This is a genomic window from Serratia sp. BNK-4, from assembly GCF_048685115.1.
Lineage (GTDB): Bacteria > Pseudomonadota > Gammaproteobacteria > Enterobacterales > Enterobacteriaceae > Serratia > Serratia bockelmannii.
This window is the reverse complement of record NZ_JBLQTM010000001.1, coordinates 4,607,298-4,632,377: the sequence shown is the minus strand read 5'-3', so window position 1 is coordinate 4,632,377 and position 25,080 is coordinate 4,607,298. Positions and strand designations below refer to the sequence as shown.

Below are 25,080 nucleotides of genomic sequence, written 5' to 3'. Positions count from 1 at the left end.
TTTGTCGTTAAGATTTAAATGTTTTGTTTTACACGCTGTCAAGCCTATCTAATACTCCGCGCCATAAACAGCACGGCCATAAGAGAATTAGGAGCGTGTCAGATGGCGGATAGCTTCACCACGACCAATCGTTTTTTTGATAATAAACATTACCCTCGCGGGTTCTCCCGTCACGGCGATTTCACCATTAAAGAGGCGCAATTGCTAGAGCGTTTCGGCTACGCGTTTAACGAGCTGGACTCGGGTAAACGCCAGCCAGCGACTGAAGAAGAACAGCTGTTCGTCGCAGTGTGCCGAGGTGAGCGCGAAGCGGCTACCGAGCAGGAAAAAGTATGGGCTAAATATCTGGCGCGCACACGTCGCCCGAAGAAATTCCATACTCTGTCCGGCGGTAAACCGCAGGCTGACGCAGTGGAAGATTACAGCGACAGCGAAGACTAAAGACGATGGGGCCTGCGGGCCCCATTTTCATTCCAGACTGCGATGTAGCTGTAACAACAGACGATCCATACTGCGATAGCCCAGCGCTTCGCTGAGGTGGCGCCTGTCGAGTTCAGTATCTCCCGCCAAATCCGCCAGCGTGCGAGCCACTTTCAGGATGCGCTGCCAGGCGCGTACCGATAACCCCAGCGCGTTTAATGTCGTCTCCAAAAACTCGGCGTCCGCCGCCTGCAGAACACAATCACGTTCCACTTCACGGTTGCTCAACAGCGCGTTGACTTTACCGGCGCGTTCGAGCTGCCGGGCGCGTGCCTGCTGCACCCGTTTCCGCACCTGCTCACTGCTTTCCCCATGCGTTTTCCGCTGGCTGAGCGTACCCGGCGGTAACAGCGGCACTTCGATAGACAGATCGAAACGGTCGAGAAAAGGCCCTGACAGCCGGGCCAGATAGCGCAACACCTGCTGCGGCGAGGCGCGGTTGTGCAACCCCTGATAATGCCCTGTCGGGCTGGGGTTCATTGCCGCGATCAACTGTACTCTGGCAGGGAAACAGACCTTGGCGTTGGCGCGTGAAATCACGATCTCGCCGGATTCCAACGGCTCGCGCAGCGCATCCAGGACCTTACGCTCGAATTCCGGTAGCTCATCCAGAAACAGCACGCCGTTATGCGCCATCGAGATCTCGCCCGGACGCGGCAGTGAGCCGCCGCCGACCAATGCCGCCATCGATGCGCTGTGATGCGGCGCGCGAAACGGCCTCTGGCGCCATGGCAGAGCGCTCAGAACAGGGTGTTGCAAGCTGGCGATCGCCAGGCTTTCCAGCGCCTCAGGCTCCGTCAGCGGCGGCAGTAAGCCCGTCAGTCGGCTGGCCAGCATGGTTTTGCCTGTGCCCGGCGGCCCAATCAGCAGCAGGTTATGCCCGCCGGCGGCGGCGATCTCCAGCGCCCGCTTGGCCTGCTCCTGGCCGATGATGTCGCGCAGATCGGCGTTTTCGTACGCATTGCCGGCTGCGGGGGGTGTGACGGCCACCGGCAGTTCGCCCTGGCCGAGTAAAAAAGCACAGACCTCCAACAGGTGTTGGGCGGTATGGGATTGTGACTGTGCGATCAGGCCGACCTCGGCGGCGTTGTCCGTCGACAGGATCAATTGTCGCCCGGCGTCAGCCGCCGCCAGCGCCGCCGGGATGGCGCCTCTGACCGCACGCAGTGCGCCGGACAGCGCGAGCTCGCCAAGAAACTCGTAGCGTGCCAACGGTGCGAGGGGCAGTTGCTCGGAGGCGGCGAGGATCGCCAGCGCTATCGGCAGATCGTAACGCCCGCCTTCTTTCGGCAGATCGGCCGGTGCCAAATTGACGGTGATGCGCCGGGCGGGAAAGGTGAAACCGTTGTTGATCAGGGCGCTGCGCACCCGATCGCGCGCCTCTTTTACCGTGGTTTCCGGCAGACCGACCAGCGTCAGGCCGGGCAGGCCATTGCTGATATGCACCTCCACCGTCACGGAAGGGGCCTGAACGCCGATGATGGCGCGGCTATAGATTACCGCCAGTGACATATCGCTCTCCTTGCTGAGGGCGGCATGATGCGCGATTTATCCAGGTACCGCGCGGCGTTCTTGGCATTTTTTCCATGAAACTCGCAGCATAATCACTGATTTTCATCGAATTGAACGAGATTGTGCGAACCGCCTCGCAACCTGCGGCAATACCCATTAACAATTCGCTGAAGGCTGCAACACATTAGCGGCCCATACGCATTGCAACCATAGGGTTAACGGGTGTATTTAACAATTGATTAAAAGAAAAATCACTTCTTTAACACACTCCGACCGCCGCCGCAGTCTGCCCGGCAGCCGCTAAACCTCCTGACTTCGTACTCTACGGTAGGGATAACACTATGTTTGGTTGGACCCCGCTGCAACGCAACGCGGCAATTGCCAGTTTTTCAAGCTGGACGCTCGACGCTTTCGATTTTTTCGTGCTGGTATTTTTACTCAGCGACATCGCGCAATCTTTTCACGTCGGTCTGGAACAGGTCACGTTGGCTATTCTGCTCACGCTGGCGGTGCGGCCGATCGGCGCGCTGATCTTCGGGCGTGCGGCGGAAAAATATGGCCGCAAACCGATCTTGATGCTGAATATCGTCTTCTTCTCGGTGTTTGAGCTGCTCTCCGCCGCCGCGCCCTCGTTGACGGTCTTCTTGCTGTTACGAGTGTTGTACGGCGTTGCGATGGGCGGTATCTGGGGTGTGGCGTCGTCATTGGCGATGGAAACCATACCGGACCGCTCGCGCGGCCTGATGTCGGGCATTTTCCAGGCCGGCTATCCGTTCGGTTATCTGCTGGCGGCGGTGGTGTACGGCCTGCTGTTCGAAACGGTCGGCTGGCGCGGAATGTTCGTTATCGGCGCGGCGCCGATCCTGCTGCTGCCGTTTATTTATTATTGCGTGCAGGAGTCGCCGGTGTGGCTGGCGGCACGTGAGCGCAAAGAAAGTACGGCTTTATTGCCGGTGTTGAAGAGCCACTGGAAGCTATGCTGCTATCTGGTGCTGCTGATGGCGGCGTTCAATTTCTTCTCTCACGGCACGCAGGATCTGTATCCGGTGTTTCTGAAAGTTCAGCACGGTTTCGACCCTAAAACCGTCAGTATCATCGCCATTAGCTACAATATTGCGTCAATTATCGGTGGCGTTTTCTTCGGTTCATTATCGGAAAAAATCGGTCGTAAAAAAGCGATCATTATCGCCGCGTTGCTGGCCTTACCGGTGATCCCATTGTGGGCATTTTCCAGCGGTTCGCTAATGTTGGGGATCGGCGCTTTCCTGATGCAGTTCATGGTGCAGGGTGCCTGGGGCGTGATACCGACCTACCTGACCGAACTGGTGCCGGCCAACACCCGTGCGGTGCTGCCGGGGTTCGTGTACCAGCTGGGCAATCTGATCGCCTCGGTCAACGCTACGCTGCAAGCCACCATCGCCGAGCATCATGGGCATAATTACGGCTTGGCGATGGCGATCGTTGCCGGTACGGTGGCGGTGGCGATCGCCCTGTTGGTGTTCTTCGGCAAGGATACGCGCGGCAAGGCGATCACCGACGCGGTGAAAAATCCGGGCGTGCGCGCCAACGTGTGAAAGAGAAGCGATTCGCGTGAGGTATGACCAGATTGCGCCGAATAATAACGCAAAAAAAGTGTTGTCATGTCGCGCGCGGCTGTGGTACCTCTGTAAGCATTAGTTCTGAATGAGCACAGTGAACAAACCCATTATGAAAGCCTTTGCCCAAGTGATTAGCCTAGTCGTGATTAGCGTGGTGGTGATTATTATCCCACCGTGCGGGGCTGCACTTGGACGAAGAAAGGCTTAGCAAACAAGCCGGAATCGCAAGAGAACCCCCGCACCGTCAGGTCCGGGGGTTTTTTATTGGCAAGAGAAAAGTGGAGCAAGGGGCAGAACATGAAAAACAGAACAAAATCCTGCGATTTTCGAAGTAAGGCGGGGAAATAACCATGAATGGCGCTCAGTGGGTAGTTCAAGCGTTGCGTACGCAGGGGGTGGATACCGTATTCGGCTATCCGGGCGGGGCAATCATGCCGGTGTACGATGCGCTGTACGACGGCGGCGTGGAACACCTGCTGTGCCGCCATGAACAGGGCGCCGCTATGGCCGCCATCGGCTACGCCCGCGCCACCGGCAAAGTCGGTGTCTGTATCGCCACTTCCGGCCCCGGCGCCACCAACCTGATCACCGGCCTGGCTGATGCGCTGCTCGATTCTGTTCCCGTTGTCGCCATCACCGGCCAGGTGGGCTCCGCGCTGATCGGCACCGATGCCTTTCAGGAGATCGATGTTCTCGGCCTGTCTCTGGCCTGCACCAAGCACAGCTTCCTGGTGGAATCGCTGGACGCCTTGCCGGGCATCATGGCGGAAGCGTTCGCCATCGCCGCCGGCGGCCGTCCCGGCCCGGTGCTGATCGATATCCCGAAAGACATCCAGCTGGCGCAGGGCGACTTGCACCCGCACCTGATGCCGGTCGACGAAGCGCCGGCGTTCCCGGCGGCGGCGTTGGCAGAGGCGGCTGAGCTGCTGGCGCAGGCGCACAAACCGATGCTGTACGTCGGCGGCGGCGTGGGCATGGCGCAGGCGGTGCCGGCGCTGCGTGAATTTATCGCCGTGACCCGCATGCCGAACGTCGCCACCCTGAAGGGGCTGGGCGCGCCGGATGCGCAAGGTCCGCTGTACCTCGGCATGCTGGGCATGCACGGCACCAAGGCTGCCAACCTGGCGGTGCAGGAGTGCGATCTGCTGATCGCCGTCGGCGCGCGTTTCGATGACCGCGTGACCGGCAGGCTGAACGCCTTCGCGCCGCACGCCAAAGTGATCCACATGGATATCGACCCGGCGGAGATGAGCAAGCTGCGCCAGGCGCATGTCGCCCTGCAAGGCGATTTGAAAACGTTGCTGCCGGCGTTGCAGCGCCCGCTGAACATCGCCGCCTGGCAGCAGCAGGTGATAGCGCTGAAAGCCGAGCACGTCTGCCGCTACGATCACCCCGGCCAGCCGATCTACGCGCCGCTGTTCTTGCGCCAGCTGTCCGCCCGCAAGCCGGCCAACAGCGTGGTGACCACCGACGTCGGCCAGCACCAGATGTGGAGCGCGCAGCACATGACGTTCGAGCGCCCGGAGAATTTCATCACCTCCAGCGGCCTCGGCACCATGGGGTTCGGCGTGCCGGCGGCGGTCGGGGCCCAGATCGCGCGTCCGCAAGATACGGTGATCTGCGTCTCGGGCGATGGTTCCTTCATGATGAACGTGCAGGAACTGGGCACTATCAAGCGCAAACGGCTGCCGCTGAAGATCGTGCTGCTGGACAACCAGCGTCTCGGAATGGTGCGCCAATGGCAGCAGCTGTTCTTCGACGGCCGCTACAGCGAAACCAACCTGTCCGATAACCCCGACTTCCTGATGCTGGCCGCCGCCTTCGGCATTCCCGGCCAGCGCATCAGCCGCAAGGATCAGGTGGAGGGCGCGCTCGAGGCGCTGTTCAACACCGAAGGCCCTTATCTGCTGCAGGTCTCTATCGACGAACTCGAAAACGTCTGGCCGCTGGTGCCGCCGGGCGCCGGTAACGAAACCATGTTGGAGGAAATATCATGATGCAGCATCAACTATCGATCCAGGCGCGTTTTCGCCCCGAAATGTTAGAGCGCGTATTGCGGGTCGTGCGTCATCGCGGCTTTCAGGTTTGTGCTATGAATATGGTTTCCCCGGCCAACGCCGACAGCATCAATATCGAATTGACCGTTGCCAGCCCGCGCCCGGTCGCCCTGTTGTCATCTCAATTAAGCAAACTGATGGACGTCTCCTGCGTCGAGATCCAGCAGCCAACATCACAACAAATACGCGCCTGAGGCGCCGAGAAGGATAAATAACAATGACTAAGAAAGCCGATTACATTTGGTTCAATGGTGAGATGGTGCCTTGGGCCGAGGCCAAAGTGCACGTGATGTCGCACGCGTTGCATTACGGCACGTCGGTGTTTGAAGGCGTACGCTGCTATGACTCGCACTTGGGGCCAGTGGTATTCCGTCATCGCGAGCATATGCAGCGCCTGCACGATTCGGCGAAAATCTACCGCATGCCGGTGTCGCAAAGCGTCGACGAGCTGATGGAAGCCTGCCGCGCTACGCTGCGCAAGAACAACCTGGTCAGCGCGTACATTCGCCCGCTGGTGTTCGTCGGCGATGTCGGCATGGGCGTGAACCCGCCGGCCGGTTACAAAACGGACGTGATTATCGCGGCGTTTCCTTGGGGCGCTTACCTGGGTGAAGAAGCGCTGGATCAAGGCATCGATGCGATGGTCTCCTCCTGGCACCGCGTCGCACCAAACACGATCCCCACTGCGGCCAAGGCCGGCGGCAACTATCTTTCCTCCCTGCTGGTGGGCAGCGAAGCGCGCCGCCACGGCTATCAGGAAGGCATTGCGCTCGACGTGCACGGTTACATTTCCGAAGGGGCGGGCGAGAACCTGTTTGAAGTGAAAGACGGCGTGCTCTATACCCCGCCGTTCACCTCGTCGGCGCTGCCGGGCATCACCCGCGACGCGATCATCAAGCTGGCGAAAGACATGGGCTTCGAGGTGCGCGAGCAGGTGCTGTCGCGCGAATCGCTGTACCTGGCCGACGAAGTGTTCATGTCTGGCACCGCGGCGGAAATCACGCCGGTGCGCAGCGTGGACGGCATTCAGGTCGGCATCGGCAAATGCGGCCCGGTGACCAAACAGATCCAACAGGCGTTCTTCGGCCTGTTCAGCGGCAAGACCGAAGACAAATACGGTTGGCTGGATCCGGTAAACCCGTAACGACAAGGCTCGCCGCGCCGCGTGGCGGACGACAAGACAGACAAGATAAGAATATCCAGGCGGTTCGTTCGCCGCCTGTCATAAATACATTTGGAGTGAAAAGAGCATGCCTAAGTACCGTTCCGCCACCACCACCCATGGCCGCAATATGGCGGGTGCCCGCGCATTGTGGCGCGCGACCGGGATGACCGACGCCGATTTCGGCAAGCCGATCATCGCCGTGGTCAACTCCTTTACCCAGTTCGTGCCGGGCCACGTGCATCTGCGCGATCTGGGCAAACTGGTCGCCGAACAGATCGAAGCCTCCGGCGGCGTGGCCAAAGAGTTCAACACCATCGCGGTGGATGACGGCATCGCCATGGGCCACGGCGGCATGCTCTATTCCTTGCCGTCGCGCGAGCTGATCGCCGACTCGGTCGAATACATGGTGAACGCCCACTGCGCCGACGCGATGGTGTGCATCTCCAACTGTGACAAAATCACCCCAGGCATGCTGATGGCGGCGTTGCGCCTGAACATTCCGGTGATCTTCGTTTCCGGCGGCCCGATGGAAGCCGGCAAAACCAAACTCTCCAACCAGATCATCAAGTTGGATCTGGTAGACGCGATGATCCAGGGTGCGAACCCGAACGTCAGCGACGCCGACAGCGAGCAGATCGAGCGTTCCGCCTGCCCGACCTGCGGCTCCTGCTCCGGCATGTTTACCGCCAACTCGATGAACTGCCTGACCGAAGCGCTGGGCCTGTCGCAGCCGGGCAACGGCTCGCTGCTGGCCACCCACGCCGATCGCAAGGAACTGTTCCTCAACGCCGGCAAGCGCATCGTCGAGCTGACCAAACGCTATTACGAGCAGGATGACGAAAGCGCGCTGCCGCGCAATATCGCCAACAAGGCGGCGTTTGAAAACGCCATGACGCTGGACATCGCCATGGGCGGCTCGACCAACACCGTGCTGCACCTGCTGGCTTCGGCGCAGGAAGGCGAGGTGGACTTCACCATGGAAGACATCGATCGCCTGTCGCGCAAAGTGCCGCACCTGTGCAAGGTGGCGCCGAGCACGCAGAAATATCACATGGAAGACGTGCACCGCGCCGGCGGCGTGATCGGCATCCTCGGCGAGCTGGACCGCGCCGGCTTGCTGAACCGCGAGGTGAACAACGTATTGGGGCTGACCCTGCCGCAGACGCTGGAAGCCTACGACGTGATGCTGACCCGCGACGAAAGCGTCAAGAAAATGTACTCCGCCGGGCCGGCCGGTATCCGCACCACGCAGGCATTCTCCCAGGATTGCCGTTGGGATTCGCTGGACACCGACCGCAAGGAAGGTTGCATCCGCACCCGTGAGCACGCTTACAGTCAGGACGGCGGGTTGGCGGTGCTGTACGGCAACCTGGCGGAAAACGGCTGCATCGTCAAAACCGCCGGCGTGGACAAAGAAATCCTCACCTTCCGCGGCCCGGCCAAAGTGTATGAAAGCCAGGACGACGCGGTAGAAGCGATCCTCGGCGGCAAAGTGGTGGCGGGCGACGTAGTGGTGATTCGCTACGAAGGGCCGAAAGGCGGGCCGGGCATGCAGGAAATGCTTTACCCAACCACCTACCTGAAATCGATGGGGCTGGGCAAGGCGTGTGCGCTGATCACCGACGGGCGTTTCTCCGGCGGCACCTCCGGGTTGTCCATCGGCCACGCTTCGCCGGAAGCGGCCAACGGCGGCCTGATCGCCCTGGTGCAGGACGGCGACATGATCGCGATCGACATTCCTCATCGCGGCATCCAGCTGGATGTCAGCGAGCAGGAGTTGGCGGCGCGGCATGAGGCGGAACTGGCGCGCGGCGACGCGGCCTGGACGCCGAAAAACCGTGAACGTCAGGTGTCCTTCGCGCTGCGCGCCTACGCCTCGTTGGCCACCAGCGCCGACAAAGGCGCGGTGCGCGACAAGAGCAAACTGGGGGGATAAGCAGCATGGCGGTCTCTCAACCCCTACCCAGCGCCCCCTGCGGCGCGGAATATCTGCGAGCGGTACTGCGCTCGCCGGTTTACGAGGTGGCGCAGGTCACCCCGTTGCAGGCCATGAGCAAAATCTCTTCGCGTCTCGGCAACACCATTTTGGTGAAGCGCGAAGATCGCCAGCCGGTGCACAGCTTCAAGCTGCGCGGGGCCTATGCGATGATCGCCGGGCTGGACGAAGAGCAGAAGGCGCGCGGCGTCGTGACGGCTTCGGCCGGCAACCACGCGCAGGGCGTCGCCTTCTCCGGTAAACGGCTGGGGATCAAAACGCTGATCGTGATGCCGGTGTCCACCGCGGACATCAAGGTGGATGCGGTGCGCGGCTTCGGCGGTGAAGTGCTGCTGCACGGCGCCAATTTCGACGAGGCAAAAGCGAAGGCGATCGAGCTTTCCCAACAGCAGGGCATGACCTTTGTGCCGCCGTTCGATCACCCGACGGTGATCGCCGGGCAGGGCACGCTGGCGATGGAGCTGTTGCAGCAAGACGCGCATTTGGATCGGGTCTTCGTGCCGGTCGGCGGCGGCGGCTTGGCCGCCGGGGTGGCAGTGCTGATCAAACAGCTGATGCCGCAGATCAAAGTGATCGGCGTCGAAGCGGAAGACTCCGCCTGCCTGCGCGCGGCGCTGGATGCCGGCCATCCGGTGGATCTGGCGCGCGTCGGGCTGTTCGCCGAAGGCGTGGCGGTGAAGCGCATCGGCGACGAAACGTTCCGCCTGTGCCGTGAGTATCTGGACGACGTGATCACCGTGGACAGCGACGCCATCTGCGCGGCGGTCAAAGATCTGTTCGAGGATGTGCGCGCCATTGCCGAACCTTCCGGCGCGCTGGCTTTGGCGGGGCTGAAAAAGTACGTCCAGCAGCACAACATTCAGGGTGAGCGTCTCGCGCACGTGCTGTCCGGCGCCAACCTCAACTTCCACGGGCTGCGCTACGTTTCCGAGCGCTGCGAACTGGGTGAACAGCGCGAAGCGCTGCTGGCGGTGACCATTCCGGAACAGCAGGGCAGCTTCCTCAAGTTCTGCCAACTGCTGGGCGGCCGCTCGGTGACCGAATTCAACTACCGGTACGCCGATGCCGACAACGCCTGCATTTTCGTCGGCGTGCGGCTGACGCGCGGCCACGCCGAACGGCGGGAGATCATCGACGAACTCAACGCCGACGGTTACCAGGTGGTGGATCTGTCGGACGACGAGATGGCCAAGCTGCACGTGCGCTACATGGTGGGCGGGCGTCCGTCGAAGCCGCTGCGCGAACGGCTGTACAGCTTTGAATTTCCGGAGTCGCCGGGCGCGCTGCTGAAGTTCCTGCAAACGCTGGGCACGCACTGGAACATTTCGCTGTTCCACTATCGCAGCCACGGTACCGACTTCGGCCGGGTGCTGGCGGCCTTCGAACTGGCGCAATCTGAGCCGGAATTCGAGCGGCACCTGCAGGCGCTGGGCTACGATTGCCACGATGAAACCGACAACCCGGCGTTCCGCTTCTTTTTGCAGGGATGAGTCGAATTGATAAGTAACCGTGACGCATGAGTCAGTTTATGGGTTGCGCGGTTGTGATTTTGTCGTGCATTTTTATACTGCCAAAACTTCTGACGTATAGGGATGCACGACAATGAAAACTGCTTTTTCTACGCCGTTCGGTTCTCCCGAAGACGATTTGACCAACGCCGAGTTTGCCCGCCTGTTGGGCAATACCGGCGTACAAGAATTCTATCGCGATATTAATCTGCAAGCCTTGCAGGACTCGCTGGACTGCAGCCTCGCCTTTCATGGCGTGGGAATTATTTTTTCCGACGGGCAAAACTCATTTTTAGTCCGCCCGACGCAGCACACCGGTTACTCGAACGCTTCGCAGGTTACCCACGTGGTCATCAGCAAAACGGTGGCTCATACCTCGCGCGTTGCCGCGACCAATACGCTGTCGGAAGCGTTGAGCAAACCCAGCGTCAGCAAAGAGCTGGCCTCGGCCGCGCTGTCGTGTGGAACGCTGCTGGTATCGGTCTTTTTACTGGCGTCGGGCAGCGTCGCCGTGCCATTTACCGGCGGTACCAGCTCAGCGGTGGCTTATCTGGGCTATGCCGGCATGGCCGCCAGCGCGTTGCAGTGCGGTAATGGGCTGTACCGCGTCAACAAGCTTTATGACGGGAAAGGCGATGAATTGGCTCAGCTCGATTCAGAGCAGTGGTATATCGCCACCAGTACCGTGCTCGATGTGATCTCGCTGGCCAGCGCCGGGGCTGCCCTGAAGGAAGCGACGATGACCTATCGCGCCATGCGCCGCATTTCGGCGCGCAAGGCGACGGAGTGGCTGAAAAGCATGCCCCGCAGCGAAAGGAAGCGACTGACCGAAAACATCATTCGGGCGGAAAATCCGGGAATTTCCAACAACGTCTTGAAAGAGATGGTGAAGAACGGCCTGTACCCGAAACGCTACCCGACGGAAGCGATCCAAAACGGGCTGCGCCAGCAATTGCACTCGGCGCTCAATAACGCGTTGACGTTTGTCGGCAGCGGCATCAGCGGCACCCTGTCGGCGCCGGTGAATGTGAAAACCACCGGGCAGTATTTTGTGGGCATTATGCAGAAATTGCCGCAGATGGTGAGGTAATGGCGGAGTGGATGATTAAACGCCTGATCGTGCAGGGTCGGGAGATGGAAAGCCAAATCGCGGCGCGCGATCGCGCTCTTTTCGCCGGTGTGGATGCGCAGCTCGAGCAGCATTTCATGACGCCGGGCCAGCGGTTGTCGCCGCCGGGCGTCGGCAACGTCATGTTGCTGATGGTGTGCCTGACGCTGGGGCTGGCGGGCGTGATGGGTCTGGTCACGGATGTGGCGGCCGCCTGGAGCGGCAAGACCTCCGCCGCCGTGTTGATGGGCAGCGGCGCGATCGTGGCGGTGTGGATGACGTTGATCCTGTTCCAACTGGTGCAGGGTAAAAACAGCGGGGTGGTATTGTTGCAATATTACCTTGGCATGCTCGGTCTGTGTTGCCTCGGCGCCGCGGCGGCGTGGGCGGCGGGCATGACCGGCATCGCCACCGGCGCCCTGCTGCTGGGGGGCGTGGTTGGCGGTGCGCTGTTCAGCAACCGGGCGGCGTTCTACCTGTATGTCGCCTATTTCCGCATGCGTCGGCGCGTGTTTATCAAACGCCGTTGGCAGAGGGAAGATCTGCGCAACACCCGATAAACCGTCAGAACGGAAAAACTTATGACGCAACCCTTCTCCGGCTTTAGCCAGCAGGGCCTGAATTTCCTGCAGCAGGTGCGGATAGAGAACGATAAGGCGTGGTTCGACGGTAACCGCGACATCTACGATCGCGAGCTGCTGGCGCCGTTTCGCGCGCTGGTGGAGCAGCTGGCTCCCGGCATGCTGGCGATCGACCCGCAGTTCGAGACCCGCCCGGCGATCGGCAAAACGCTGTCGCGCATTCATCGCGACACGCGCTTTTCTCATGACAAATCGCGCTACCGCAGCCGCATGTGGCTGACGTTCAAGCGTCCGAGCAAAGACTGGAAAGACGCGCCGGTCTACTTTTTCGAACTGGGGCCGGACATGCTGCGCTATGGGCTCGGCTACTACAGCGCCAACAAGCCGACCATGGATCTGTTCCGCCATACGCTGAGGCAGCGGCCGCAGCCTTTCCTGGAGGTGGCCGCCTGCTGCCGGCCGCCGTTCGAGCTGGTGGGCGAGAGCTACAAGCGCCCGCTGGTGAAGGAACAGGCGGCGGAGATCGCCACCTGGTACAACCGCAAGTCGTTTGCGGTGATGGTGACGGACAGCGAAGTGGAAAAGCTGTTCAACGCCGATCTGGCGCCGCTGCTGGCCGGGGCATTTTTGCAGCTTGAGCCGCTCTACCACTGGTTGATGCAGGTAGAGACGATGAAGCAGATCGATCCGGCGGACCTTTGAAACCCCGCGTCAGCGAGGATGCAGCAACCGCCAAAAGGCGTCGATCAACGGATCGCTGAGGCGCTTTTTCTGAACGCAGACCCCCAGTTCAAACGGTTCGACCATCGAGATGTTATCCAGCTGCGAGATGCGGTTACGTACCGGCTCCGGGCTGTTGTCCACTACCACGCTTGGGATCAGCGCGATGCCGCAGCCCAGGGCCACCATCGACACGATGGCCTCGTGGCCGCCGACGGTAGCGTAAATCAGCGGATTGCTGATGCGATGGCGGCGGAACCACAGCTCGATGCGTTTTCGCGAGGGGCCGTGCTCCGGCAGGATGAACGGGATCTCGGCCCAGTCGGGCTTGTCGGCGAACGCCTGGCTGCGCACCGCACAGGGCAGCGCCGGCGCGATCAGCACTAGCGGAATTTCGCCGATTTTGGTGAACGCCACGCTGGCGGGCAGCGTTTCCGGCCGGCCGGCGATGCCGAGATCGGCCTCGTTGGATTGCACCTTGTCGACCGCGTCGGCGGCGTCGCCGGTGGTCAGCTTGATCTCTACCAGCGGGTGCTGCGCGCGGAAGCGGTCGAGGATCGGCGGCAGGTGGCTGTACGCCGCGGTCACCGAGCAGAACAGCCGCAGTTCGCCGCTCAGCGAAGGGCCGTGCTGGCCGAGCGAGTGCTTCAGCTGCTGATACTGCAGCAGCGTTTGCTGGGCGAATTCTTTCAGCTGTTCGCCGGCGTCGGTGAGCTGCACGGTGCGGTTATCGCGCAGGAACAGCGGCTGCCCGAGGATCTCTTCCAGCCGCTGGATCTGGCGGGAGAGCGTCGACGGGCTGACGTGCATCGCCTTGGCGGTGCGCCCGAAGTGATGGCTTTCGGCCAGATGCAGGAACAGCTTTAAATCACGTAAATCCATATCGATACGCTCGCAGTGAGAGTGTTGCAAAAATTGCAATGTCACGTTCTCAATATATCAATTTAAGCAACGCATTTCCTGTTATACATTGAGTTTAACGAATCTCCGCACAGACAGGGCGGGGAATGAAAATAACAATGCAAGACAACATCAAACCGGAGTACCACCATGGCTAACTATTTCAACACATTGAACCTGCGTCAGCAGTTGGCGCAATTGGGTAAATGCCGCTTTATGGCGCGCGACGAATTTGCTGACGAAGCCGGCTACCTGAAAGGTAAAAAAGTGGTGATTGTCGGCTGTGGCGCCCAGGGCCTGAACCAGGGGCTGAACATGCGCGATTCCGGTCTGGATGTCGCCTATGCCCTGCGCAAAGAAGCGATCGACGAGAAGCGCGCTTCCTGGCGCAAGGCGACCGAAAACGGCTTTAAGGTCGGCACCTACGAAGACCTGATCCCGCAGGCGGATCTGGTGGTCAACCTGACGCCGGACAAGCAGCACTCTTCCGTAGTGCGCGCGGTGCAGCCGCTGATGAAAGACGGCGCGGCGCTGGGTTACTCCCACGGCTTCAACATCGTTGAAGTGGGTGAGCAGGTGCGCAAAGACATCACCGTGGTGATGGTTGCGCCGAAATGCCCGGGCACCGAAGTGCGTGAAGAGTACAAGCGCGGCTTCGGCGTGCCGACCCTGATTGCGGTTCACCCGGAAAACGATCCGAAAGGCGAAGGCATGGCGATCGCCAAGGCCTGGGCGGCGGCGACCGGCGGCCACCGTGCCGGCGTGCTGGAGTCTTCCTTCGTCGCTGAAGTGAAATCCGATTTGATGGGCGAGCAGACTATTCTGTGCGGCATGCTGCAGGCGGGTTCGCTGCTGTGCTTCGACAAGCTGGTTGCTGAGGGCACCGATCCGGCTTACGCCGAGAAACTGATTCAGTTCGGCTGGGAAACCATCACCGAAGCGCTGAAGCAGGGCGGTATCACGCTGATGATGGATCGCCTGTCCAACCCGGCCAAGCTGCGTGCCTATGCGCTGTCCGAACAGCTGAAAACCATCATGGCACCGCTGTTCCAGAAGCACATGGACGACATCATCTCCGGCGCGTTCTCCAGCGGTATGATGACCGACTGGGCGGAAGACGATGTGAAACTGCTGACCTGGCGCGAAGAGACCGGCAAAACCGCGTTCGAGAATGCGCCGCAGTTTGAAGGCAAGATCGGTGAACAAGAGTACTTCGATCACGGCGTGCTGATGGTGGCGATGGTGAAAGCAGGCGTTGAGCTGGCGTTCGAAACCATGGTCGATGCCGGTATCATCGAAGAGTCGGCTTACTACGAGTCACTGCACGAGCTGCCGTTGATCGCCAACACCATTGCGCGTAAGCGTCTGTATGAAATGAACGTGGTCATCTCCGATACCGCGGAGTACGGCAACTACCTGTTCGCCAACGCGGCGGTGCCGTTGCTGAAAGACTTCATGACTACCCTGCAGGCGGGCGATTTGGGCAAAGCCGTGGCGGGTACGGCGGTGGATAACGCGCAACTGCGCGACGTGAATGAAGCGGTGCGCAGCCACCCTATCGAAACCGTTGGCCGTAAACTGCGTGGCTACATGACTGACATGAAACGCATCGCCGTCGCGGGCTGATTTTCCGCAAGGCAAAGCACAAAGAGCCGGCAGCGATGCCGGCTTTTTTATGCTTCCGGCGGTGCGATAAGCTGCCGCTCGAGACAGCGCCGGATCGCGTGTTTGGCGTTCGTGACCCCCAGCTTACGCACCGCATTGCCGATGTGAAACTTCACCGTACGGGTTTTGATCCCCAGGATCAGCGCGATCTCGTGGTAGGTTTTGCCCTGGCTGGCCCAATAGAGAATTTCCCCTTCGCGCGGCGAGAGTCGATCCGTCCGGTTCGCCTCGGCATTGGCCAATGTCAGCGCGTGCTGGTGGGTATCGACCAAGACCATCTGCAGGTTGGCCCTTTCGTCTTCCATCAGTTGCCGCAGTTCGGCGTCATCGGCCGCCGTCGCGCTGATCGACAAGATCGCCAGGTTGTTGTCGTGATCGTGCAAAACAAAGCTGCAGCCGTGCACGATGTCGTACTCCCGTGCCTGGCTGAAGATCTTCCGGTAATGCCGATCCTCGGTGGTGATTGGGGTGTCGTGCCACATAAAGGGCGCGCAGCGGCTATGGGCGGCGCGCACGACGGGGTCGATGCGTTGATAGCGATTGTCGCTGTAGATGTTCAGCCATTCTTGCGGGTAGCTCGATACCAACAGATGGCGATCGGGATGGTGTTTGTTGAAGGTCAAATAAGCATATTTGAATCTGCCGAAGGCGTGCAGCCGGCTGTCCAGATGCAGTCTTGCGGCGACGGCGTTGGCGAATGCGACGGCCATCGGTAACCTCCCTGTCGTTCGGCGATTCAGCCCGACCTGCACCAAAGTCCAGCTAGTCAGTGCGGCGGATTGAAATTTATACTCGGCTAATAAATTCAAAAAGTCGGCAATGCCAAGACCTGAGCTTAGCAGTTCTGGGTATCAATAAGCCAACGCCAGGGAAATTCTTCAATCATCCTCTCATCAATACGTCTGGGAGCCATTGCGCCGGCGGCGAGGTCACCTCGCCGTCGTCTTATTGGTTGGGCATCGCTGCTGCGGGAATGATGGCGCCGCGATGTTGGATCACCGATGCGGCGAGCAGATGGCCGCGCTGCGCCGCCTGCTGGGCGCTGCCGCCGTTCAGGCGTACCGCCAGGTAACCGGCGCTGAAAGAGTCGCCTGCTGCGGTGGTATCCACCACGCGCTCCGGCGGCAGTGCGATCGCCGGTACCTCAAGCCGCTCTCCCTCCACGCTGAACACCAGGCAGGCCTCTGCGCCGCGTTTGATAACGATCTCGCCGACGCCGAGCGCCTGCGTGCGTGCCACCACCTGTTCAACCGGCTGCGCGCCCCACAGCAACGCTTCGTCATCCAGCGTCAGGAAGGCGATGTCGGTGCAGGCCAGCACCTCGCGGTAGGCCTGCTGCGTTTCCTCACGGCTTGGCCACAGGCGCGGACGGTAGTTGTTGTCGAAGATGACTAGACCACCGTTGGCACGGCAGCGGCGCAGCAGCGCTAGCAGCTTCGTGCGGTCGGCAGGCGCGAGGATCGCCAGGCTAATGCCGCTGAGGTACAGGTAATCGAATTGCGCCAATCGGTCGCACAGTGCGTCGGCCTGGGGGCCCGCAAGCCAATACCGGGCGGCGGCGTCGTTGCGCCAGTAGTAAAAGGTGCGTTCGCCGGCGGCGTCGGTTTCGATCACGTACAGGCCCGGCAGTTTGTTGTCCAACTGCTGAATCAACCCGGTTTCGATGTTCTCCTGCCGCCAGGCCAGCAGCATCTCGCCGCTGAAGCTGTCGGTGCCGAGTGCGGTGACGTAATGCACCTGCAGCGTCTGTTCCGGCATTTGGCGGGCAAGGTAGACGGCGGTGTTGAGGGTATCGCCGCCAAAGCCGCGCGTCAGCTGTGCGCCCTGCTGTGACAGCTCGATCATGCATTCGCCGATCACGGCGAGATTTCGGATAGTCATCGTCAATAAGCCCTGGCTAAAGAAGAAGCAACAGCCGCCAGTCTCCACGTAAGGCGGTCAGGGAGTCAATAAATTAAAACGGTGTTTTAATTTTTTATGATCGCGATCGACCAACGCCAACAGGGTGAAGAGGAAAGCCTGCGGTAATTCGTGCTTAAAGTTTTACGCGGCGCGGCCGATAAGCTGGGTAAAGAAACAGCGGCAGCGCTCTCACTTCCCCGCCACGGCGATAGTACCGATGATAACCAACCTGATCTCGGGTCTGCTGGCGCCCTGTTTTGCCCTCTATGCCTGCGCCAAATCGCGGCGCTACTGGCGGCAATGCCGGCGCTTGTATACCTTCCAGCCGATTTATCGCACCAGCGGCGCGTTGCTGGCGGTGGAACTGCTGACGGCGGTGTATCACCCTAATGAGCCGGACAAACGGCAATCCCCGGAACAGTATTTTGCCTCGCTCGGCGTCGCCCAGCGTTTGCGGGTGATCCAGGAGCAGTTGGCGCTGTTGCAGCGCTGGCAGGCGTTGTTCATTCGCCACGCGGTGATGGTGTCGGTCAATATCGACGGCATGGCGCTGCAAGCGTTGCAGCGTCATGATGCGTTGCAACGGCAGATCGCCGAGATGCCCTACCTGCGCTTCGAGCTGGTGGAGCAAGCCGCAACGGCGTCAAACCGCCCGTTACAGCAGATCGTCGGCGGCGAACGGTTGTGGCTGGACGATTTCGGCAGCGGGCTGGCCAACTTCTCCGCCGTCGGCGCCTGGCGCTATCAATACATCAAGGTGGCGCGCGAATTGTTCACCTTGCTCAAACAGTCGGAAGAGGGCGTACAGCTGCTCGGCACCCTGATCAAGATGATGAATCAGCACAGCGACGGGGTGATCGTCGAAGGCGTGGAAACCGAACAGGAGTGGCGGCTGGTGCAGCGTTCCGGCGCGTTGGCCGCGCAGGGTTACTATCTTTCCCGCCCGGCGTGCTTTGAAACTTTACACAGCGTACCGACGCTGTTTGCCGCGCCCGGCGCGCCGGCGTGAACTCCGGCCTATCCTCAGCTAGGCTTAAACGGGGCTGCTCATTCCTTTTCCTTTCATTCGGCAGCCCGGTTTATGTGCTGAGGGAGCCCTATGACAAGAACAGGAAAGGTTTTCAGCTGGCTGGGCGGCATTGTGCTGCTGGTGCTCGCCGCGCTGGCGATCTTCATCGCCACTTTCGACTGGAATCGACTCAAGCCTACCATCAACGACAAGGTGTCGGCCGAACTGCGGCGGCCCTTCGCCATCCGCGGCGATCTGGGCGTCGACTGGTCGCGTAACCCTGAGGAGGGCGGCTGGCGCGCCTGGGTGCCCTGGCCGCATATTCACGCCGAAGACGTGTGGTTGGGTAATCCGAAAAACATCCCCGGCGACAGCATGGTGACGCTGCAGCGCGTCGACGCCAGCATCGCACCGCTGGCGCTGCTGAGGAAAGAACTGCTGATCCCGCGCATCTGGCTCAAGCAGCCGAATGCGTCGTTGCAACGCCTGGCCAACGGCGACAACAACTGGACGTTTGACCTGGCCGGCGGCCAGGATCCCAAGCAGCCGCCTTCCGCCTGGTCGTTCACTGTGCATGATATCGTGTTCGACAAGGGACAGATCGCCTTTAAAGACGCCACGCTGAAGGCGGATTTCCGCGCCGTTATCGATCCGCTCGGCAAACCGCTGCCGTTCAGTGAAGTGACCGGCAAACAGAGCGGCGGCAAGGTCGCTACACCCGATTATGTTTTCGGCTGGCAAGTGAAAGGCAAATATAACGGCGAACCGCTGAGCGGCAGCGGCAAGATCGGCGGCATGCTGTCACTGCAGAGCGCCGATCTGCCGTTCCCGCTGCAGGCCGACGTGCGCTCCGGCAGCACCCGGGTGGCGGTGGCGGGCACCTTGTCCGATCCGCTGAACCTCGGCGGCCTGGACGTGCAGCTGAAATTTTCCGGCGAAAGCCTGGGCAATCTCTATGGCCTGACCGGCGTGCTGCTGCCGAACACGCCGCCGTATGCGACCGATGGCCATCTGATAGCCCGCCTGCATCAGCCGGGCGGCGCCGTGTTCGAATATCAGAAGTTCGACGGTAAAATCGGCGACAGCGACATTCATGGCGACTTGAAATACGTTGCCGGTAAGCCGCGGCCGACGCTGAGTGGCGCGGTGAGCTCCCGGCAGCTGAGGCTGGCGGATCTGGCGCCGCTGATCGGCGCGGATTCCAACGCTGCCAAAGCCGGCCGCGGCGAGAAGAGCCGCCAGCCGGCGGATAAGGTGCTGCCGGTTGAACAGTTCGATACGCAAAGCTGGAGCAAGATGGATGCGGACGTGAAGTTTGCCGCCGCGCGCATCGAGCGCGGCAGCGATTTACCGCTGAGCGATCTGGCCACGCACCTGAAGCTGAACAATGGCGAGTTGCGTCTGGATCCGCTGCGCTTCGGCATGGCGGGCGGCAGCCTGAACGCCGTGGTGCGCCTCGACGGCGGCAAAAAGCCGATGCGCGGCCAGGTAGATATGCACGCGCGCAAACTCCAGCTCAAACAGCTATTGCCTAACGTGGCGGCGATGAAGCGCAGCCTCGGGCAGATGAACGGCGACGCGAGGCTGACGGGCAGCGGTAATTCGGTGGCCGAGCTGCTGGCGACCAGCAACGGCGATCTGCGCCTGCTGATCAATAACGGGGTGATCAGCCGTAGCCTGATGGAGATCCTCGGTCTGAACGTCGGCAACTATCTGGTGGCGCAATTGTTCGGTGACGACGTGGTAGGCATCAACTGCGCGGCGGCGGACGTCGGCATCCGCAGCGGCGTCGCCGCGCCGCGGCTGTTCGTGTTCGACACCGAGAACGCGGTGATCAACATCACCGGTAACACTAACCTCGCCACAGAGCGGCTGGATTTATCCATCGATCCGGAAAGCAAGGGGATGCGCGTGCTGACCCTGCGATCGCCGCTGTACGTGAAAGGCACCTTCAAGCACCCGGACGCCGGGGTGAAAGCCGGGCCGCTGATCGCGCGCGGCGCGGCGGCGGTGGCGTTGGGGGCGGTGCTGACGCCGGCGGCGGCGCTGCTGGCACTGGTCTCGCCCAGTGAAGGCGGCGAGGAGAACCAGTGCGGGCAGATCCTGCGGGAGATGAAAGGCAAAAAATAATCAGGCGCGCGGCGGTGGCGTAAGCAGCCGGCAGTCGTGATCCTGGATCTCTTCCGCCGAGGCCAGGGTGAACGGCAGCAGGCTGCGCTCGGTCGCCAGCAGCAGGAAATCGCCGTCCGGCAGCGCGGTCATCGCCAGGCCGAAGCTGCCCATGCGCCCGTCGGCGCGCGGCAGGCCGGCAGCCAACAGGCGGAAGGCGCCCTGTTGCTCCAGCTCGGCAGGGGTTACCCGCCGCCCCAGATAGTCATGTCCCAACAGGCCGCCGGGCAGCGGTTGCCATTGCTCGATGAAATCGGGGCCGATCTGCGCCAAGCGCTGTTTTACCGCCGGCAACAGGCAGGAGATATGAATGTGCAGCTGGTTTTGCGTGCGGCCATATTCCGAATTGATGGCCAGTGAAATATCACCGTCGTCGATGGGTTTGCCATAGCGTTCCGCCATCACGTGGCGCGCGCGCCAGGCCTGGGCGAAGAAATTCGGCGTGGCGGCATCCAGCACCGCCGGGCTTTCTATCCCGGTGATTTTGGCGCTGGGCATCAGCAGGTATTGCAGCGGTCCGTTGCGATCTTTAAACACCACGAAGCCGGCCCGCACATCCACCTGCTTGCAGGGCGCCGGGTTGTCATGCGCTTGCTGATTGGGCAGACATTGCTGGCTGACGATGCGCCACAGCGCATCGGGATGGTCGGGCTTCAACCCGTAATAGAGCGCGATGGCGAGAGCCGCCAGCAGCGCAACGCAGACAAATACCCCACGACGCAGAGACATCGGCCGATCCTGTTACCGAGATAAACATCCAGCATAGCCCGGTTTTATGACAGGAAACGAACAACGCGTGCGGCCCCCGCAGTGAGGGGGCCGCAGGGGATCACAGCGACTGGTGGCGGGTTTCTTTCATCAACAGCAGAGCCAGTAGCGTCAACCCGGCCATTGCCGCCAGGTACATGCCGACGTAGAACAGCCCGTAATGGGCCGCCAGCCAAGTGGCGATATAAGGCGCCACGGACGCGCCGAGGATCGACGCGACGTTGTAGGAGAACGACGCGCCGGTATAGCGCACTTCGGTAGGGAACAGCTCCGGCAGCAGCGCGCCCATCGGGCCAAAGGTCAGCCCCATGATGCTCAGGCCACACAGCAGGAAGCCCATTACCAGCGCCTGGTTGCCGGAGCCCAGCAGGGTCGGGAACAGAAACGCGAAGCCGATCATCAGCAGGGTAATGGCGATCATGGTCTTGCGGCGGCCGAACGCGTCCGCCAGCAGGCCGGCGATCGGCACCATCACGCCGAAACCGATCACCGCCACCATCAGCATCCACAGGAAGCTGTTACGGGAGTAGCCGAGGCCCAGCGGCTGCGGCGCGGTGCCGTAGGTCATCGAATACACCGTCATCAGATAAAACAGCGTGTAGGTCGCCAGCATGATGAAGGTGCCGAGGATGGTGGCTTTCAGATGCTTGCTCAGCAGCGTGCCGAGCGGCACTTTTACCTGTTTGCCGGCCTTGGCCGCTTTGGCGAACACCGGCGTTTCATGCAGCGATACCCGCACGTACAGGCCAATCAGCACCAGCGCGGCGGAGAGAATGAACGGCACGCGCCAGCCCCATTCCATAAACTGCCGATCGCTCAGCAGCCAGGAGAGCAGCAGGAAGGTGCCGTTGGCGAAGAAGAAGCCGATCGGGGCGCCCAACTGGGGGAAAGAGCCGTATAGCGCGCGCTTTTTGGCCGGCGCGTTCTCCGTTGCCAACAGGGCGGCGCCGCCCCATTCGCCGCCCAGCCCCAGACCCTGGCCAAAGCGCGCCAGCGCCAGCAGGATAGGGGCGAAGATGCCGATGGTTTCATAGCTCGGCAGCAGGCCGATCAGCACGGTGGAAATCCCCATGGTCAGCAGCGAGGCGACCAGCGTCACCTTGCGCCCCACGCGATCGCCGAAGTGGCCGAACAGCGCAGAGCCGATAGGCCGCGCGACAAAGGCGACGGCGAAGGTGGCCAGCGACTGCAGCGTCGCGGTGGTCGGGTCGCCCTGCGGGAAGAAGATGTGCGGGAACACGATCACCGCGGCGGTGGCATAGATGTAAAAGTCGAAGAACTCGATGGCGGTGCCGACCAGCGAGGCGACGATGACTTTCCCGCGGGAATTCACCGGTGTAGACGCGTCGTCGGCGTCGAGTGGGGGTGCGATGGTGGCTTGCATATCTATTTCTTATTGTTGGAGGGGGTAAAAATCCATCTTAGTGACAGCATTCCGCCTTTTCAACGCTGTAACTCTGGGCTGCGCCGCCGCTAACCGGTTAAAAAGACTAATGTTTTACCGGGCTTCTTTTCTGTAGCGTTAAACGTTGAGAAATGGGTTTCATACAGAGGGAATGGCTGTAAAAACGGGAAAGAAAAGTGAATGGGTAGTTTGTTATGCTGGTTTTCCGAATGTCATGCCGCATGATTTAGAGGGATTGACTGGGTTTTTGCTTATTAACCAGAGGAAAGTGCCGGCGTGTGCGATAACACCGGCACGATTGCATGGCTTCAGGGGGCCGGTGGCTCGCGTTCCGGCAAGGCTTTGTCGCCTTTGTAGTCGGCGGTAGCGATCCAGGCGGCACAAAACAGCGTCAAACGGGCGAAGAAGTAGAAGAACGCCATCAGCCCGATCACCGAGCCGAAGGCCGCGCCGGAAGGCGATTTCGCCACCTGCGGCAGCGTCATCGTCATCACGAACTTGATCACCTCAAATCCGATGGCGGCGAGCAAGGTACCGCGCAGCAGCGCTTTTTTCTTCGGTTTGTGGCGCGGCAGCATCCAGAAAATCCACAGGAACAGCAGATAGTTGGCGAAAATCGAGATCGACAGCGCGATCGTCGTCAACGCCGGCCGCAGCCATTCGATGCCGTCCAACCCCAGCGCGTTGACGATCGCCGCCTGTGCCGATCCGGCGACCGAGGTCAGCGACAGCGTAATGATGAGCGCGACCACCAGGCCGGTCAGCGAGATGAAGTCGCGGGTGTACTTGAAATAGATTTTCTCCTGATCCTGCGGATTGCGCTCCCAGACGTCACGCGACTGTGCGCGGATCGCCTCGCGCAGGTTGCCCATCCAACTGATGCCGGAATAGAGCGCCAGCGCCAGACCGGTCAACCCCACGGTGGTACGCTGTTGAATGGCGGTGTTGACGGTGTTCTTCAGCGTGCTGGCCAGCGTCGGATCGCTGATGCTGCCGACGATCCGGTTGATCAATCGGGCCAGCAGATCCGGGTTGGAGGCCAGCACGAAACCGGCGGCGGCGAATGACACCATCAGGATCGGGATCAGCGAGAGGAATGAAAAATAGGTGATGGCGGCGCCGAACTGGCTACCCAGCCGATCGTTAAAGCGTTCGGCCGCGCGCAGCAGGTGCGCAACGCTCGGCCAGGCTTTGATGCGTTCAATCAGACGTGAAAAACCACCAATGCGGCGGTCGAGGGTCTCATGGCCGGTCTTGATGGCGATAAGCGGCTTCGGCGGCGTGTCTTGTGCGGGCTGGCGGCGTTCCTGGTCTGGTCCTGTAGGCATTACTTCACGATTTCCTTAACGTTAAACGGCATGTATCCGTATTGATTATAGCCAAAGCCTCGCGGCGTTTTGAGCGCCGGGGCGGCAAACGGTCAATTTCCGAGCTTAACGCGTTAGCGCCTGGCATGAAATGCCGACGATGGCGCGATAGGTAAAATTCCTATGAAAAGCCCGTGGCGCCTCGGTTTTTTTCACTTCCCTACCTCCAATTTTTATCTGTTTCGTCGGCGAGAAAGCGTTTACTCATGATGTGGCGTCGCGCTTTACCGACCGCCGCTCCGCTGCAGCCGTAGGGGCTGGAACGGTCTCATCCGTCATCAACAGAAAAACTGGAAGGTCTTATGAAATTGCTTAATCACCCCACCTGCCGTCCGTTTACCGAAGCGGGCAATCTGTCGCAGCTTTCCGCCTACTATGAAGAGGAGAGGCATATCATGTGGATGCTGCTGCGCGCCGCGCCCCGCCCCTGCTTCAACCAGGCGCTGATCGAAGACATCATGACGCTGGCGCAGGCGGCGAAGGAGTCTTCGCTGCGATTCGATTTCTGGGTCACCGGCTCGCTGGTGCCGAACATGTTCAACGTCGGCGGCGATCTGCAGTTCTTCGCCGAAGCGATCAAAAACCGCAGGCGCGAGGCGATGATGGCCTACGCACGGGCCTGCATCGACTGTGTGCATGCCGCTGCGCGCGGTTTCGACACCGGCGCGGTCAGCATTGCCATGGTTGAAGGTAGCGCGCTGGGCGGTGGCTTTGAAGCGGCGCTGGCGCACCATTTCGTATTGGCGCAGAACAATGCGCGCATGGGGTTCCCGGAGATCGCGTTCAACCTGTTTCCCGGCATGGGCGGTTACTCGCTGGTGGCGCGCAAGGCGGGCATGCGCTTGGCTGAGGAGCTGATTTGGGGCGGCGAGTCGCACACCGCAGAGTGGTTCGAGAGCCGCGGGCTGGTGGATCAGCTGTTCCAGCCCGGCGATGCCTATATGGCGACGCGCACTTTCATCGATACCATCCGGCCGAAGCTCAACGGCATGCGCGCCATGCTGCGGGCGCGTCAGCGCGTATTGCAACTGACGCGTTCCGAGCTGATGGATATTACCGAGGATTGGGTCCACTCGGCCTTCACCATTGAGGAAAAAGATCGCGCCTACATTGAGCGGCTGGTGATGTTGCAGGATCGCCACACCCTGAACCTGCGTCGTGCCGGCTAAC

Annotated in this window: 22 protein-coding genes; 15 read left to right on the top strand and 7 right to left on the bottom strand. The window is 60.9% G+C overall.

Annotated elements, in window-relative coordinates:
* Positions 1 to 102 precede the first annotated feature (102 nt).
* A complete protein-coding gene (locus ACMGGW_RS21990) occupies positions 103 to 441 on the top strand; it encodes a DUF413 domain-containing protein (RefSeq protein WP_004929946.1) in 339 nt (112 codons plus the stop codon).
* Positions 442 to 468: 27 nt separating this feature from the next.
* On the opposite strand, the gene ACMGGW_RS21985 is transcribed toward ACMGGW_RS21990, so the two are convergent.
* Positions 469 to 1,992: a YifB family Mg chelatase-like AAA ATPase gene (locus ACMGGW_RS21985; RefSeq protein ID WP_049205986.1), complete on the bottom strand. Its 1,524-nt coding sequence runs from the start codon at positions 1,990 to 1,992 to the stop codon at positions 469 to 471.
* A gap of 341 nt (positions 1,993 to 2,333) precedes the next feature.
* Between ACMGGW_RS21985 and ACMGGW_RS21980 the strand changes: the two genes are divergently transcribed.
* The 10 genes from ACMGGW_RS21980 to ACMGGW_RS21935 all read left to right on the top strand — a co-directional run bounded on the left by ACMGGW_RS21980 (position 2,334) and on the right by ACMGGW_RS21935 (position 12,707).
* Positions 2,334 to 3,566, top strand: a complete 1,233-nt coding sequence (locus ACMGGW_RS21980; RefSeq protein ID WP_089196353.1) for an MFS transporter — start codon at positions 2,334 to 2,336, stop codon at positions 3,564 to 3,566.
* 133 nt (positions 3,567 to 3,699) lie between these two features.
* Entirely contained in the window at positions 3,700 to 3,798 is a 99-nt protein-coding gene (ilvL, locus tag ACMGGW_RS21975; RefSeq protein WP_013814970.1) for an ilv operon leader peptide, read from the top strand.
* Positions 3,799 to 3,940: 142 nt separating this feature from the next.
* Complete coding sequence (gene ilvG / locus ACMGGW_RS21970; protein ID WP_049294987.1) at positions 3,941 to 5,587, top strand: acetolactate synthase 2 catalytic subunit; 1,647 nt, start codon at positions 3,941 to 3,943, stop codon at positions 5,585 to 5,587.
* On the top strand, positions 5,584 to 5,841 hold the full coding sequence (ilvM, locus tag ACMGGW_RS21965) for an acetolactate synthase 2 small subunit (protein WP_004929955.1): 258 nt from the start codon (positions 5,584 to 5,586) through the stop codon (positions 5,839 to 5,841). The genes ilvG and ilvM overlap by 4 nt, the downstream gene beginning before the upstream one ends.
* 23 nt (positions 5,842 to 5,864) lie before the next feature.
* Positions 5,865 to 6,791, top strand: a complete 927-nt coding sequence (locus ACMGGW_RS21960; protein ID WP_016930475.1) for a branched-chain amino acid transaminase — start codon at positions 5,865 to 5,867, stop codon at positions 6,789 to 6,791.
* Between the two features lie 106 nt (positions 6,792 to 6,897).
* Entirely contained in the window at positions 6,898 to 8,748 is a 1,851-nt protein-coding gene (gene ilvD, locus ACMGGW_RS21955; protein ID WP_015379395.1) for a dihydroxy-acid dehydratase, read from the top strand.
* Between the two features lie 5 nt (positions 8,749 to 8,753).
* Positions 8,754 to 10,298, top strand: coding sequence for a threonine ammonia-lyase, biosynthetic (gene ilvA / locus ACMGGW_RS21950; protein WP_015379394.1), 1,545 nt, complete (start codon positions 8,754 to 8,756; stop codon positions 10,296 to 10,298).
* Positions 10,299 to 10,410: 112 nt separating this feature from the next.
* A complete protein-coding gene (locus ACMGGW_RS21945) occupies positions 10,411 to 11,406 on the top strand; it encodes a hypothetical protein (RefSeq protein ID WP_025304642.1) in 996 nt (331 codons plus the stop codon).
* Positions 11,406 to 11,984, top strand: coding sequence for a hypothetical protein (locus tag ACMGGW_RS21940; protein WP_049209494.1), 579 nt, complete (start codon positions 11,406 to 11,408; stop codon positions 11,982 to 11,984). Before ACMGGW_RS21945 ends, ACMGGW_RS21940 begins: the two co-directional genes overlap by 1 nt.
* 21 nt (positions 11,985 to 12,005) lie before the next feature.
* Entirely contained in the window at positions 12,006 to 12,707 is a 702-nt protein-coding gene (locus ACMGGW_RS21935; protein ID WP_048326462.1) for a DUF2461 domain-containing protein, read from the top strand.
* Positions 12,708 to 12,716: 9 nt separating this feature from the next.
* On the opposite strand, the gene ilvY is transcribed toward ACMGGW_RS21935, so the two are convergent.
* Complete coding sequence (gene ilvY / locus ACMGGW_RS21930) at positions 12,717 to 13,607, bottom strand: HTH-type transcriptional activator IlvY (RefSeq protein WP_004929971.1); 891 nt, start codon at positions 13,605 to 13,607, stop codon at positions 12,717 to 12,719.
* 168 nt (positions 13,608 to 13,775) lie between these two features.
* Between ilvY and ilvC the strand changes: the two genes are divergently transcribed.
* The gene (ilvC, locus tag ACMGGW_RS21925; protein WP_197832496.1) at positions 13,776 to 15,251 is read left to right on the top strand and encodes a ketol-acid reductoisomerase; all 1,476 of its coding nucleotides are present in this window, start codon (positions 13,776 to 13,778) and stop codon (positions 15,249 to 15,251) included.
* 47 nt (positions 15,252 to 15,298) lie between these two features.
* Here ilvC and ACMGGW_RS21920 read toward each other — a convergent pair whose 3' ends face one another.
* Complete coding sequence (locus ACMGGW_RS21920) at positions 15,299 to 16,000, bottom strand: LuxR family transcriptional regulator (protein WP_043142927.1); 702 nt, start codon at positions 15,998 to 16,000, stop codon at positions 15,299 to 15,301.
* 235 nt (positions 16,001 to 16,235) lie between these two features.
* On the bottom strand, positions 16,236 to 17,171 hold the full coding sequence (locus ACMGGW_RS21915; protein ID WP_049209490.1) for a sugar kinase: 936 nt from the start codon (positions 17,169 to 17,171) through the stop codon (positions 16,236 to 16,238).
* Positions 17,172 to 17,409: 238 nt separating this feature from the next.
* Between ACMGGW_RS21915 and pdeH the strand changes: the two genes are divergently transcribed.
* On the top strand, positions 17,410 to 18,201 hold the full coding sequence (gene pdeH, locus ACMGGW_RS21910) for a cyclic-guanylate-specific phosphodiesterase (RefSeq protein ID WP_043142934.1): 792 nt from the start codon (positions 17,410 to 17,412) through the stop codon (positions 18,199 to 18,201).
* 90 nt (positions 18,202 to 18,291) lie between these two features.
* Positions 18,292 to 20,331, top strand: a complete 2,040-nt coding sequence (locus ACMGGW_RS21905) for an AsmA family protein (protein WP_197832495.1) — start codon at positions 18,292 to 18,294, stop codon at positions 20,329 to 20,331.
* Here ACMGGW_RS21905 and ACMGGW_RS21900 read toward each other — a convergent pair whose 3' ends face one another.
* From ACMGGW_RS21900 to yhjD, 3 genes are all read right to left on the bottom strand, one after another.
* A complete protein-coding gene (locus tag ACMGGW_RS21900) occupies positions 20,332 to 21,099 on the bottom strand; it encodes a CDP-diacylglycerol diphosphatase (RefSeq protein ID WP_141999150.1) in 768 nt (255 codons plus the stop codon).
* A 100-nt stretch (positions 21,100 to 21,199) separates the two neighbouring features.
* Entirely contained in the window at positions 21,200 to 22,522 is a 1,323-nt protein-coding gene (locus ACMGGW_RS21895; protein ID WP_043142943.1) for an MFS transporter, read from the bottom strand.
* 329 nt (positions 22,523 to 22,851) lie between these two features.
* The gene (gene yhjD / locus ACMGGW_RS21890; protein ID WP_025304632.1) at positions 22,852 to 23,871 is read right to left on the bottom strand and encodes an inner membrane protein YhjD; all 1,020 of its coding nucleotides are present in this window, start codon (positions 23,869 to 23,871) and stop codon (positions 22,852 to 22,854) included.
* 341 nt (positions 23,872 to 24,212) lie between these two features.
* On the opposite strand from yhjD, the gene ACMGGW_RS21885 reads away from it, so the two are divergent.
* A complete protein-coding gene (locus ACMGGW_RS21885) occupies positions 24,213 to 25,079 on the top strand; it encodes a crotonase/enoyl-CoA hydratase family protein (protein ID WP_025304631.1) in 867 nt (288 codons plus the stop codon).
* Position 25,080 lies beyond the last annotated feature (1 nt).